Origin of the sequence: Pseudomonas citrullilanati (genome assembly GCF_030580855.1) — a bacterium.
In the GTDB taxonomy this organism is placed as follows: domain Bacteria; phylum Pseudomonadota; class Gammaproteobacteria; order Pseudomonadales; family Pseudomonadaceae; genus Aquipseudomonas; species Aquipseudomonas citrulli.
Map to the genome: position 1 here is coordinate 51,040 of NZ_JAUQOP010000035.1, position 12,552 is coordinate 63,591.

10 protein-coding genes are annotated in these 12,552 nt (G+C 65.4%); all 10 read left to right on the plus strand.

Annotated features, from left to right (window positions below):
- Positions 1–176 precede the first annotated feature (176 nt).
- The 10 genes from Q6A48_RS20440 to Q6A48_RS20485 all read left to right on the plus strand — a co-directional run bounded on the left by Q6A48_RS20440 (position 177) and on the right by Q6A48_RS20485 (position 12,389).
- Entirely contained in the window at positions 177–1,799 is a 1,623-nt protein-coding gene (locus Q6A48_RS20440; protein WP_304556049.1) for a methyl-accepting chemotaxis protein, read from the plus strand.
- Positions 1,799–2,338, plus strand: a complete 540-nt coding sequence (locus Q6A48_RS20445; RefSeq protein WP_304556050.1) for a chemotaxis protein CheW — start codon at positions 1,799–1,801, stop codon at positions 2,336–2,338. The genes Q6A48_RS20440 and Q6A48_RS20445 overlap by 1 nt, the downstream gene beginning before the upstream one ends.
- Positions 2,335–3,600, plus strand: coding sequence for a CheR family methyltransferase (locus Q6A48_RS20450; protein ID WP_304556051.1), 1,266 nt, complete (start codon positions 2,335–2,337; stop codon positions 3,598–3,600). The genes Q6A48_RS20445 and Q6A48_RS20450 overlap by 4 nt, the downstream gene beginning before the upstream one ends.
- Positions 3,597–4,265: a chemotaxis protein CheW gene (locus Q6A48_RS20455; protein WP_304556052.1), complete on the plus strand. Its 669-nt coding sequence runs from the start codon at positions 3,597–3,599 to the stop codon at positions 4,263–4,265. The genes Q6A48_RS20450 and Q6A48_RS20455 overlap by 4 nt, the downstream gene beginning before the upstream one ends.
- A complete protein-coding gene (locus tag Q6A48_RS20460; protein WP_304556053.1) occupies positions 4,262–6,526 on the plus strand; it encodes a hybrid sensor histidine kinase/response regulator in 2,265 nt (754 codons plus the stop codon). Before Q6A48_RS20455 ends, Q6A48_RS20460 begins: the two co-directional genes overlap by 4 nt.
- Positions 6,523–7,533 carry a chemotaxis response regulator protein-glutamate methylesterase gene (locus Q6A48_RS20465; protein WP_304556054.1) on the plus strand — a complete coding sequence of 337 codons (1,011 nt, stop codon included), beginning with the start codon at positions 6,523–6,525 and terminating at the stop codon, positions 7,531–7,533. The genes Q6A48_RS20460 and Q6A48_RS20465 overlap by 4 nt, the downstream gene beginning before the upstream one ends.
- Before the next feature lie 45 nt (positions 7,534–7,578).
- Positions 7,579–8,580: a response regulator gene (locus Q6A48_RS20470; RefSeq protein WP_304556055.1), complete on the plus strand. Its 1,002-nt coding sequence runs from the start codon at positions 7,579–7,581 to the stop codon at positions 8,578–8,580.
- 282 nt (positions 8,581–8,862) lie between these two features.
- Positions 8,863–9,958, plus strand: a protein-coding gene (gene prfB / locus Q6A48_RS20475; protein ID WP_304556056.1) for a peptide chain release factor 2 whose coding sequence is annotated in 2 segments (ribosomal slippage) — positions 8,863–8,934 and positions 8,936–9,958 — 1,095 coding nt in all. Because the reading frame shifts where the segments join, the coding sequence is not laid out codon by codon here.
- Between the two features lie 109 nt (positions 9,959–10,067).
- Positions 10,068–11,570, plus strand: coding sequence for a lysine--tRNA ligase (lysS, locus tag Q6A48_RS20480; protein WP_304556057.1), 1,503 nt, complete (start codon positions 10,068–10,070; stop codon positions 11,568–11,570).
- Between the two features lie 102 nt (positions 11,571–11,672).
- Positions 11,673–12,389 carry a TetR/AcrR family transcriptional regulator gene (locus tag Q6A48_RS20485; RefSeq protein ID WP_304556058.1) on the plus strand — a complete coding sequence of 239 codons (717 nt, stop codon included), beginning with the start codon at positions 11,673–11,675 and terminating at the stop codon, positions 12,387–12,389.
- The last annotated feature ends 163 nt before the right edge of the window (positions 12,390–12,552 follow it).

Here is a 12,552-nt window from a genome sequence, read left to right on the forward strand (position 1 = left end):
TTCCCCTGTGGGAGCGAGCCGGCTCGCGAAGACGGCGCATCAGTCGCCAGGACGGGCACTGATCCGCCCCTTCGCGAGCCCGCTTGCTCCCACAAGGTTTTACCTGGCGTCCCGTTACTGCCGCACCCCAGCCCTCGGCTATACTCCCCGGCATTTCAAGTGCCTGAGGTTTTACTGTGAAGAACTGGACGTTGCGCCAACGCATCCTGGCGAGTTTCGCGGTGATCATCGCCATCATGCTGCTCATGGTGGTTGTCTCGTACTCGCGGTTGCTGAAGATCCAGGACAGTGAAGAACGGGTGCGGGCCGATGCGGTACCGGGGGTGTACTACAGCTCCATGATCCGCGGTGGCTGGGTCGACAACTACGTCCTGACCCAGCAGATCGTCGGCCTTTCCGGTAACCGGGAGATCACCGCCGAGGACAAGGCCCGCTACCAGGGCTTCGAGCAGCACCTGCGCGAAGAAATACAGAACTATGAAAAACTGATCCAGAACCCGGCCGACCAGGCGTCCTTCGACGAGTTCGAGACCAATCACCAGGCGTTCAACCAAGCCATGGCCAAGGTCCTGGACTTGTACCAGCGCAAGGACTACGAAGGCGCGCGGCTGGCCCTGGACAAGGAACTGACGCCAGCCTGGATCGGCGGGCGCACGCACTTGAACCACATCATCGAGCGCAACCGCGAGCTGGCGGAAAACGCCACCCAGACCATCGACGATGCGGTGACCGCGGCCAAGGTGGCCATGGGTCTGTCGTTCCTCGTCGCGCTCATCATCGCGCTGTTGTGTGGCCTGCTGTTGATGCGCGCGATCATGGCGCCGATGAACCGCATCGTGGAGATCCTCGAGGTCATGCGCAGCGGCGACCTGAGCGGGCGCCTGAACCTGGCGCGCAAGGATGAATTCGGCGCGGTGGAAACCGGCTTCAACGACATGATGGCCGAATTGACGTCGCTGGTGGCCCAGGCCCAGCGTTCGTCGGTGCAGGTCACCACCTCGGTGACCGAGATCGCCGCCACGTCGCGCCAGCAGCAAGCCACGGCCACCGAGACCGCCGCCACCACCACCGAGATCGGCGCGACGTCCCGGGAAATCGCCGCCACGTCCCGTGACCTGGTGCGCACCATGACCGAAGTCTCCACCGCCGCCGACCAGGCCTCGGTGGCCGCCGGCTCGGGCCAGCAAGGCCTGGCGCGGATGGAAGACACCATGCATTCGGTGATGGGCGCCGCCGACCTGGTGAACGCCAAGCTGGCGATCCTCAACGAGAAGGCCGGCAACATCAACCAGGTGGTGGTGACCATCGTCAAGGTGGCGGACCAGACCAACCTGCTGTCTCTCAACGCCGCCATTGAGGCCGAGAAGGCCGGTGAATACGGGCGCGGGTTCGCCGTGGTCGCCACCGAGGTGCGACGCCTGGCCGACCAGACCGCCGTGGCGACCTATGACATCGAGCAAATGGTGCGCGAGATCCAGTCCGCGGTGTCGGCGGGGGTGATGGGCATGGACAAGTTCTCCGAGGAAGTGCGCCGGGGCATGGCTGAGGTGCAGCAGGTCGGCGAGCAACTGTCGCAGATCATCCACCAGGTCCAGGCCTTGGCGCCGCGGGTGTTGATGGTCAACGAGGGCATGCAGGCCCAGGCCACGGGCGCCGAGCAGATCAATCACGCCCTGGTGCAACTGGGCGATGCCAGCAGCCAGACCGTGGAGTCCCTGCGCCAGGCCAGTTCGGCGATCGATGAACTGAGCCAGGTGGCCGTGGGGCTGCGCAGTGGCGTCTCGCGTTTCAAAGTCTGATGGGCGGCGAGTACGAGACTCGGCGTGGCGCCGCGCCGGCGGCACGCCAGGCGTTGTTCCTGGTGTTTCGCATCGGCAACGAACGCTATGCCTTGCAGGCCATCGATGTGGTGGAGGTGTTGCCGCGCCTGCCCCTCAAGCCGATTCCCCGGGCACCGGCCTGGGTGGCGGGTGTCTTTGCCTGGCGTGGCACGGTGGTGCCGGTGATCGACCTCTGCGCCCTGACATTCGGCCAGGACGCCGAGGCGCGTACCAGCACGCGGCTGGTGCTGGTGAATTACCAACCCGACGGCAATCAGGCCGGGCACGTGCTGGGGCTGATCCTGGAACAGGCCACCGATACCCTGCGCTGTGATCCGGCGCAGTTCCAGCCCTATGGCCTGGAGAACCGGCAGGCGCCTTACCTGGGCCCGGTGCGCGAAGATGCCCAGGGGTTGCTGCAATGGGTGCGGGTCAACGACCTGCTCGACGCGCCGGTGCGCGCCGTGCTGTTTCCCAACCCGCCGCTGAATCCCGATGATCTCGAGGCGCGTCCATGAGCGGCGACCAGCGTTTTTTCGACTTCCTCAAGGAGCGCATAGGCCTCGATGTGACGTCCGTCGGCACCGCCATCATCGAGCGGGCCGTGCGCCAGCGCATCCTGGCGGTGGCGGGGCGAACCGCCGACGAGTACTGGCAGGCGTTGCAGCATTCGGCCCCGGAACAGCAGGCGCTGATCGAGGCGGTGATCGTCCCGGAGACCTGGTTCTTCCGCTATCCCGAATCGTTCGCAACCCTGGCCCGGCTGGCCGCCAAGCGCCTGGTGGAGATCAACCACCTGCGTGCGCTGCGCATCCTCAGCCTGCCGTGCTCCACTGGCGAGGAGCCGTATTCCATCGCCATGGCCTTGTTCGACGCGGGCCTGAAACCCCATCAGTTCAAGGTCGATGGCCTGGACGTCAGTCCGCTGTCGGTGGAGCGGGCCAGGGAGGCGCTTTACTACAGGAATTCCTTTCGCGGGGCCGAGCTGGGCTTTCGCGAGCGCTATTTCGTCGCTGAAGACGACGGCTATCGCCTCGGCGAACGGGTGCGCGAGCAGGTGCGCCTGCAAGTGGGCAACCTGTTGGATCCGGCGTTGCTGGTGAACGAGGCACCCTATGACTTCGTGTTTTGCCGCAACCTGCTGATCTATTTCGACCAACCGATCCAGCGGCTGGTGTTCGAGGTCCTCAAGCGCTTGACTCACCAGGACGGCGTGCTGTTCATCGGTCCCGCCGAAGGCAGCCTGCTGGGGCGCCTGGGCATGCGTTCGATCGGCGTGCCCCAGTCGTTCGCCTTCAGCCGCCAGGGTACCCCCGAGCCCCAACCGTTGCCGGCCTGGACACCGACCCCGCCGCCAGCGCGCCAGCCAGCCCCGCGAGTCGTCCCGCCGGTGGCGCGGCCGCGGCCATTCGCCGCGACCTTGGCGCCAGCGACCGCGCCGGGGAGCAGCGATGCCGACGCCTTGCTGGCCCAGGTCGCGGCGCTGGCCAACAGCGGCAAAAGCACCGAGGCCCGGGCGGCGTGCGAACAGTACCTGCGCCACCACCCGCCGGCGGCCCAAGTGTTCTATTGGCTGGGGCTGCTCAGCGACACGGCCGGCAACGCGCTCGACGCCCAGGGGTTTTATCGCAAGGCACTTTATCTTGAACCCCAGCACGCCGAGGCCCTGGTGCACCTGGCGGCGCTGCTGGCTTCCCAGGGAGACGCGGCGGGCGCGCGTCGATTGCAGGAACGTGCCGCGCGCAGCGGGCGCGCGGCAGACAGCGAGCGTAAACCATGAGCGGTCCGGCCTCTTACAACGTCCATGACGATGCCCAGGCAATCGACGATTGCTGGAACCGTATCGGGATTCATGGCGACAAGTCCTGCCCGCTCTTGGTCGAGCACATCCACTGCCGCAATTGCTCGGTGTATTCGGCCGCGGCCACCCGGTTGCTCGACCGCTACGCCTTGCAGCAGGACGATCGGGCCCTGGTCCACACCGCCGTGGACAGTGACATCGTCACCCGCTCGCTGCTGATCTTCCGCCTCGGTGAGGAATGGCTGGGCCTGGCCACCCGCAGCCTGGTGGAAGTCGCCACGCTGCAGCCGATCCATTCGTTGCCGCACCAGCGTTCCCGGGCCTTGCTGGGCGTGGCGAACGTGCGCGGGGCGCTGGTGGCCTGCCTGTCGCTGGTGGAACTGCTGGACCTGGAGCCCGGCGGCGGGCCGGTAGCCGGCGCCCGGAACCTGCCGCGCATGCTGATCGTCTCCGCCAAGGGCGGGCCGGTAGTGGTGCCGGTGGACGAGGTGGACGGCATTCATGCCATCGACGAACGCATCCTGGCGAGCGCTTCGCCGTCGGCCGGCAAGTACACCCGGGGCGTGTTGCCCTACAAGGGACGCAGCCTGCGCTGGCTGGACGAAGAACAATTGTTGTCCGCCGTGACCCGGAGCCTGTCATGACCCCTGACCAGATGCGCGACGCGTCGTTGCTGGAACTGTTCAGCCTGGAAGCCGAAGCCCAGACCCAAGTGCTGAGCGCCGGACTGCTGGCCCTGGAGCGCGACCCGAGCCAGGCCGACCAATTGGAGTCGTGCATGCGCGCCGCGCACTCGCTCAAGGGCGCGGCGCGGATCGTCGGGGTGGACGCCGGGGTCAGCGTGGCCCACGTCATGGAGGATTGCCTGGTCAGCGCCCAGGAACGGCGCCTGGTGCTGACGGCCGAGCACATCGACGCGTTGCTCCAGGGTACTGACCTGCTGACGCGCATCGCCACACCGGGCAACGACGTGGGGACGGCGCAAATCGACGCCTACGTGGCCCTGATGGGGCGCTGGCTGGAGCCCGGCGCCACCGCGAATGGGCCGGCGACGCCCGCCAGGCTCGAAGTGCCGGTGGCGCCGGTTCACGTCGAATTGCCCGAGCCGGAACCTGTGCCGGCAGCGGAACCGGTCGCCAAGGGCAAGCGCGTCACCGAAGGCGGCGAGCGGGTCCTGCGGGTGACGGCCGAGCGCCTCAACAGCCTGCTGGACCTGTCGAGCAAGGCGCTGGTGGAAACCCAGCGGCTCAAGCCCTGGCTGGCGACGATGCAACGACTCAAGCGCCAGCAGGGCAACGGCTTGCGTGCCCTTGAAGAGCTGAATGCGCACCTCAAGGAACACGACCTGAGCCTGCAAGCCCAGGAAGCCCTCGCCGATGCCCGGCGGTTGTTGGTCGAGACCCAGCAACTGTTGGCGCAGAAAACCGCCGAGTTGGACGAATTCGCCTGGCAGGCCGGTCAACGGGCGCAGGTGTTGTATGACACGGCGCTGGCCTGCCGCATGCGCCCGTTTGCCGACGTACTTTCCGGCCAGGTGCGCATGGTGCGCGACCTCGGACGCAGCCTGGGCAAGCAGGTGCGCCTGGAGATCGAAGGCGAGAAGACCCAGGTCGACCGCGACGTACTGGAAAAGCTCGAAGCGCCGCTGACCCATCTGCTGCGCAACGCCGTGGATCATGGCATCGAGAGCCCGGAGCAACGGCTGGCGGCCGGCAAGCCCGCCGAAGGCCTGATTCGCCTGCGAGCCTCCCACCAGGCCGGCCTGCTGGTCCTGGAACTGGCGGACGACGGCGCCGGCGTGGACCTGGAGCGGGTTCGCCGCAGCATTGTCGAGCGCGGCCTGTCTCCTGAGCAGACGGCGGCCAGCCTGAGCGAAGAGGAATTGCTGACCTTCCTGTTCCTGCCCGGTTTCAGCCTGCGGGACAAGGTCACCGAAGTGTCCGGGCGCGGCGTTGGCCTGGACGCCGTCCAGCACATGGTCCGGCAGTTGCGCGGGGCGGTGGTGCTGGAGCAGACGGCGGGCGCGGGCAGTCGCTTCCACCTCGAAGTGCCGCTGACGCTGTCGGTGGTGCGCAGTTTGGTGGTGGAAGTCGGTCATGAAGCCTATGCCTTTCCCCTGGCCCATATCGAGCGGATGTGCGACCTGGCCCCGCAAGACATCGTCCAGGTCGAGGGACGCCAGCATTTCTGGCACGAAGGCCGGCATGTCGGGCTGGTGGCCGCCACCCAGTTGCTCAATCGCCCGGCGACACAGAACAACCACCCGACCCTCAAGGTGGTGGTGATCCGCGAGCGCGAGGCGATCTACGGCGTGGCGGTTGAGCGTTTCATCGGCGAGCGGACCCTGGTGGTCCTGCCCCTGGACGAACGCCTGGGCAAGGTCCAGGACATTTCCGCCGGGGCCCTGCTGGATGACGGCTCGGTGGTCTTGATCGTCGACGTCGAGGACGTGTTGCGGTCGGTGGACAAGCTGCTCGACAGCGGGCGGCTGGAGCGCATTGCCCGGCAGAGCCAGACCCAGGCCGCGCGCAAGCGCATCCTGGTGGTGGACGATTCGCTGACCGTGCGCGAGCTGCAACGCAAGCTGCTGCGGGGTCGCGGCTACGACGTGGCGGTGGCGGTGGATGGCATGGACGGCTGGAACGCCTTGCGTTCGGAAGATTTCGACCTGCTGATCACCGACATCGACATGCCGCGCATGGACGGCATCGAATTGGTGTCGTTGCTGCGCCGCGACAATCGCCTGCAATCGCTGCCGGTGATGGTGGTGTCCTACAAGGATCGCGAAGAAGATCGCCGTCGTGGCCTGGACGCCGGCGCCGACTATTATCTAGCCAAGGCGAGCTTCCACGATGACGCCTTGCTCGACGCCGTGGTCGAATTGATCGGAGGAGCACACGCTTGAAGGTCGCCATCGTCAATGACATGCCCCTGGCGGTCGAGGCCCTGCGCCGCGCCCTGGCGTTCGAACCGCAGCATCAAGTGGCCTGGGTCGCTGCCAACGGCGCCGAGGCGGTGCAGCGCTGTGCCGAATACACCCCGGACCTGATCCTGATGGACCTGTTCATGCCGATCATGGACGGCGTGGAGGCGACCCGGCGGATCATGGCCGACACCCCGTGCGCGATCGTGATTGTCACCGGCGACAGCCAGCAGAACGTCCATCGGGTGTTCGAGGCCATGGGCCATGGCGCGCTGGATGTGGTCGACACGCCGGCCCTGGGCGTCGGCAACCCGGCCGATGCGGCGGCGCCCTTGCTGCGCAAGATCGCCAATATCGGCTGGCTGATCGGTGAGCGCGGCAACCGCGAGCGCTCGGCCCCGGCGTCGCAACGCGCGCCGGTGTCGCGCAAGCGCCTGGTGGCCATCGGCTCGTCGGCGGGCGGCCCGGCGGCCCTGGAAGTCCTGCTCAAGGGCTTGCCGCGCGACTTTGCCCCGGCCATCGTGCTGGTCCAGCACGTGGACGAAGTGTTCGCCGCGGGCATGGCCGAGTGGTTGGGCAGTGTCTCGGGACACACCGTTCGCCTGGCCCGGGAAGGCGAGACGCCCCAAGGCGGCACGGTACTGCTGGCCGGGACCAATCATCACCTGCGCCTGTTGAAGGACGGCACCCTGGCCTACACCGCCGAGCCGGTGCACGAGATCTACCGCCCCTCCATCGACGTGTTCTTCGAAAGTGTCGCCCATTTCTGGAGCGGCGACGCGGTGGGTGTGCTGCTCACCGGCATGGGACGCGATGGCGCGCAAGGGCTTAGACTCATGCGCCAGCAGGGTTGCGTGACCATCGCCCAGGACCAGCGCACCAGTGCGGTCTACGGCATGCCCAAGGCGGCCGCCGCCCTCGATGCCGCCGCCCATATACTTGCCCTGGACCACATAGCGCCAAGGCTGTTGGAGATTTTTAGCCCATGATGACCCCCGGCCGCCTTGCCCCAGGCCGTAATCAGGTAAGCCCCCATGCATGATCTACAGCTCGACGAATTCAAGAGCGACGAGAACGCCGCGATGGTCCTGCTCGTCGACGACCAGGCGATGATCGGCGAGGCGGTGCGTCGTGGGCTATCGAATGAAGAAAACATCGACTTCCATTTCTGCTCCGATCCGCACCAGGCCATCGCCCATGCGATCCGCATCAAGCCGACCGTGATTCTCCAGGACCTGGTGATGCCCGGCCTCGATGGCCTGAGCCTGGTGCGCGAATACCGCAACCACCCGGCCACCCGCGATATTCCGATCATCGTCCTGTCCACCAAGGAAGACCCGCTGGTCAAGAGCGCGGCGTTTGCGGCCGGGGCCAACGATTACCTGGTCAAGTTGCCGGACAACATCGAACTGGTGGCGCGCATCCGCTATCACTCGCGTTCCTACACCATGCTGCTGCAGCGCGACGCGGCCTATCGCGCGCTGCGGGTCAGCCAGCAGCAGTTGCTCGACACCAACCTGGTGCTGCAACGCTTGATGAACTCCGACGGCCTTACCGGGCTGTCGAACCGCCGGCATTTCGACGAGTACCTGGAACTGGAGTGGCGCCGGGCATTGCGCGACCAGAGCCAGCTGTCGCTGCTGATGATCGATGTGGATTACTTCAAGTCCTACAACGACAAATTCGGCCACCTGGAAGGCGACGAAGCCCTGCGCAAGGTCGCCACGGCGATTCGCGATGCCTGCAGTCGTTCGTCCGACCTGCCGGCCCGCTACGGTGGCGAGGAATTTGCCCTGGTCCTGCCCGGCACCTCGCCTGGAGGCGCCCGGTTGATGGCGGAAAAACTGCGCCAGAGCGTGGTCGCCCTGAAAATCCCCCACGCCACCCCCAATGGCAGCGAGCACCTGACCGTCAGCATCGGCGTCTCCACCGTCACGCCACAGCAAGGGGGCGATAGCCGGCAATTGATCTCGGCGGCGGACAAGGGCTTGTACATGGCCAAGCACAATGGTCGCAACCGGGTGGGCATCGAGTAAATCCCTGCCTGGCGAAGAAGCTTTTCGTGGCGAGGGGATTTATCCCCGCTGGGCTGCGAAGCAGCCCTAAAACCCGACAACTCAGTGTGCCAGGCAAATCGAGTTGACTGTATTTGGGGCTGCTGCGCGGCCCCAGCGGGGATAAATCCCCTCGCCACAAGGGGATTGTGCAGCATCGCCCTGAAGCTCATTGCCCCCAAAGCCGCCAGGCGGGCTGCCGCTGGCGCGTGATTACGTTATACTCGCCGGCTTTCAAAAGTTCGCCAACGAGTGCTGCCCGCCATGGAAATCAACCCGATCCTGAACACCATCAAGGACCTGTCCGAGCGCTCCGAAACTATTCGGGGGTATCTTTGACTACGATCAAAAGCATGAGCGCCTGACCGAAGTCAATCGCGAGCTTGAAGATCCGAGTGTCTGGAACAAGCCTGAATACGCCCAGGAGCTGGGCCGCGAGCGTTCCGCGCTGGCGCAGATCGTCGAGACCCTGGACGAGCTGTCCAGTGGCCTGGGCGATTGCCGCGACCTGCTGGACATGGCCGTCGAGGAAAACGACGAAGGCGCGGTCGGCGATGTCGTCGCCGAACTGGCGCGCCTGGAGGAGTCCCTGGCCAAGCTGGAATTCCGCCGCATGTTCAGCGGCGAGATGGACATGAACAACGCCTACCTGGACATCCAGGCCGGTTCCGGCGGCACCGAAGCCCAGGACTGGGCCAACATCCTGCTGCGCATGTACCTGCGCTGGGCCGACAAGCGCGGTTTCGACGCGACCATCATGGAGCTGTCGGCCGGCGAGGTCGCCGGGATCAAGGGCGCCACCGTGCACATCAAGGGTGAGTACGCCTTTGGCTGGCTGCGTACCGAGATCGGCGTGCATCGCCTGGTGCGCAAGAGTCCGTTCGACTCCGGCAACCGTCGCCACACCTCGTTCTCGGCGGTGTTCGTCTCCCCGGAAATCGACGACAAGGTCGAGATCGAAATCAACCCGGCGGACCTGCGCATCGACACCTATCGCTCCTCGGGCGCCGGTGGCCAGCACGTCAACACCACCGACTCGGCCGTGCGGATCACCCACGTACCGACCAACACCGTGGTCAGTTGCCAGAACGAACGTTCCCAGCACGCCAACAAAGACACCGCGATGAAAATGCTCCGGGCCCGCCTGTACGAGCAGGAGATCCAGAAGCGCAACGCGGCGTCCCAGGCCCTGGAAGACAGCAAGTCGGACATCGGCTGGGGTCACCAGATCCGTTCGTACGTGCTCGATGCCTCGCGCATCAAGGACCTGCGCACCAACATCGAACGCAGCGACTGCGACAAGGTGCTCGACGGCGACATCGACGAATACCTGGAAGCGAGCCTCAAGCAAGGCCTGTAACGCGACACCCATGCGCCGGGCGGGCCCGCTTCCATGAGGAACGCGAGGCTTGCCCGCCCACTCCGGCCCGGGCTGGAGGCAACGAACCTGTGATGGAATCCTTAAAGACATGAGCGACCTAGAACTCGACCCGCAAGCCCTGCAACAGGAAGAAAACTCCCTGATCGCCCTGCGCAAGGAAAAGCTGGCTGCCGAGCGCGCCAAGGGCCAGGCCTTCCCGAATGACTTCCGCCGCGACGCCTACTGCGACGTGCTGCAGAAGCAATACGCGGACAAGACCAAGGAAGAACTGGCCGAGGCGGCGATTCCAGTCAAGGTGGCCGGTCGCATCATGCTCAACCGCGGGTCGTTCATGGTGATCCAGGACATGACCGGGCGCATCCAGGTCTACGTCAACCGCAAGACCCTGCCGGAAGAAACCCTGGCCGCCGTCAAGACCTGGGACCTGGGCGACATCATTGCCGCCGAAGGCACCCTGGCGCGCTCCGGCAAGGGCGACCTGTACGTTGAAATGACCAGCGTACGCCTGCTGACCAAGTCCCTGCGCCCACTGCCGGACAAGCACCACGGCCTGACCGACACCGAGCAGCGCTATCGCCAGCGCTACGTCGACCTGATCGTCAACGAAGACGTGCGCCAGACCTTCCGCGTACGCTCGCAGGTCATCGCCCACATCCGCAGTTTCCTGATGAAGCGTGACTTCCTCGAAGTCGAGACGCCGATGCTGCAGACCATCCCCGGCGGTGCGGCGGCCAAGCCGTTCGAAACCCACCACAACGCCCTGGACATGGAAATGTTCCTGCGCATCGCGCCGGAGCTGTACCTCAAGCGCCTGGTGGTCGGTGGCTTCGAGAAAGTCTTCGAGATCAACCGCAACTTCCGTAACGAAGGCGTTTCGACCCGGCACAATCCCGAGTTCACCATGCTCGAGTTCTACCAGGCCTACGCCGACTACAAGGACAACATGGACCTGACCGAGGAGTTGTTCCGCGAGCTGGCGCAACTGGTGCTCGGCAGCACCGACGTGCCGTACGGCGACAAGGTGTTCCACTTCGGCGAGCCGTTCGTGCGCCTGTCGGTGTTCGACTCGATCCTCAAGTACAACCCGGACATCAGCGCCGCCGACCTGCGCGACGTCGACAAGGCCCGTGCCATCGCCAAGAAGGCCGGTGCCAAGGTGCTCGGCTTCGAAGGCCTGGGCAAGCTGCAGGTGATGATTTTCGAAGAGCTGGTCGAGCACAAGCTCGAGCAGCCGCACTTCATCACCCAGTACCCGTTCGAAGTGTCGCCGCTGGCCCGTCGCAACGACGAAGACCCGAGCGTGACCGATCGCTTCGAACTGTTCATCGGTGGCCGCGAGATCGCCAACGCCTACTCCGAGCTCAATGACGCGGAAGACCAGGCCGAGCGCTTCATGGCCCAGGTGGCCGACAAGGACGCCGGCGACGACGAAGCGATGCACTACGACGCCGACTTCGTGCGCGCCCTGGAGTACGGCATGCCGCCGACCGCTGGCGAAGGCATCGGCATCGACCGCCTGGTGATGTTGCTGACCAACTCGCCGTCGATCCGGGATGTCATTCTCTTCCCGCACATGCGGCCGCAAGCGTAACGGTTTCAAATAAAAAGCCGCCTGCAGAGGCGGCTTTTTATTGCCTGTCTGGTACAAACGTATCAATTGGTTACTTTTGAAAAGAGCGAGGAAAGACCTGTCGTGAATCGTGCAATGGCTTCAGAAGGTGCCGCGGGCGTCGCCACGGCTGTCGCTGAAAGTGTTCAATACCAGGGCCGCAAGGCCAGCCGACAGGGCAGTGAGCAGCGTCGCCAGGAGATTCTCGACGCCGCCATGCGCATCGTGGTGCGCGATGGCGTGCGGGCGGTGCGCCACCGCGCCGTGGCCGCCGAGGCGGGCGTGCCGCTGTCGGCCACCACGTACTATTTCAAGGACATCGATGACCTGCTCACCGATACCTTCGCCCAATACGTGGAGCGGAGCGCGGCGTTCATGGCCAAATTGTGGACCAGCAACGAAGGCCTGCTGCGGGAAATGGTCGCCTACGGGGACGGCAGCGCCGAGTCGCGCTCGCAGCTGGCGGACGACATTGCCCGGATGACCGCCGACTACGTGCAGCATCAGTTGGACAGCCGTCGCGAGTACCTGATGGCCGAGCAGGCGTTTCGCCAGGAAGCGCTGCTCAACCCGCGCCTGGCGGAACTGGTGCGTTCCCACCAGCAGATCCTGTTGCACGGCACCTGCCAGTTTTTCCAGGTATTGGGCTCCCGCGAACCGCAACAGGATGCCAAAGTGTTGACGGCGATTATCGGACGGATGGAATATCAGGGCTTGCTCAATGGCGCCGAGCCGGTCGCCGATGAAGACATGCTCGGTATCCTGACCCGCTACATGCACCTGGTGTTGGCGTCGGTGTGAGCCCGATGGGTTCACCACGGCCCTTGTGGGGGGGGGGGGGGTTTTCGGGGGGGGGGGGGGGGGGGCCCCCCCCCCCCCCCCCGGGCGGGGCCGCGCTCGGAAAAATGGTCTCCTCGCGGGTCGGCCCCCCCCCGCGGCAAAAAAACGATCCCTCCACTTTTTA

Coding starts and splice junctions, on each gene's coding strand:
- Q6A48_RS20445 (WP_304556050.1), top strand. CDS start 1,799: ATGGGCGGCGAGTACGAGACTCGGCGTGGCGCCGCGCCGGCGGCACGC.
- Q6A48_RS20450 (WP_304556051.1), top strand. CDS start 2,335: ATGAGCGGCGACCAGCGTTTTTTCGACTTCCTCAAGGAGCGCATAGGC.
- Q6A48_RS20455 (WP_304556052.1), top strand. CDS start 3,597: ATGAGCGGTCCGGCCTCTTACAACGTCCATGACGATGCCCAGGCAATC.
- Q6A48_RS20460 (WP_304556053.1), top strand. CDS start 4,262: ATGACCCCTGACCAGATGCGCGACGCGTCGTTGCTGGAACTGTTCAGC.
- Q6A48_RS20470 (WP_304556055.1), top strand. CDS start 7,579: ATGCATGATCTACAGCTCGACGAATTCAAGAGCGACGAGAACGCCGCG.
- lysS (WP_304556057.1), top strand. CDS start 10,068: ATGAGCGACCTAGAACTCGACCCGCAAGCCCTGCAACAGGAAGAAAAC.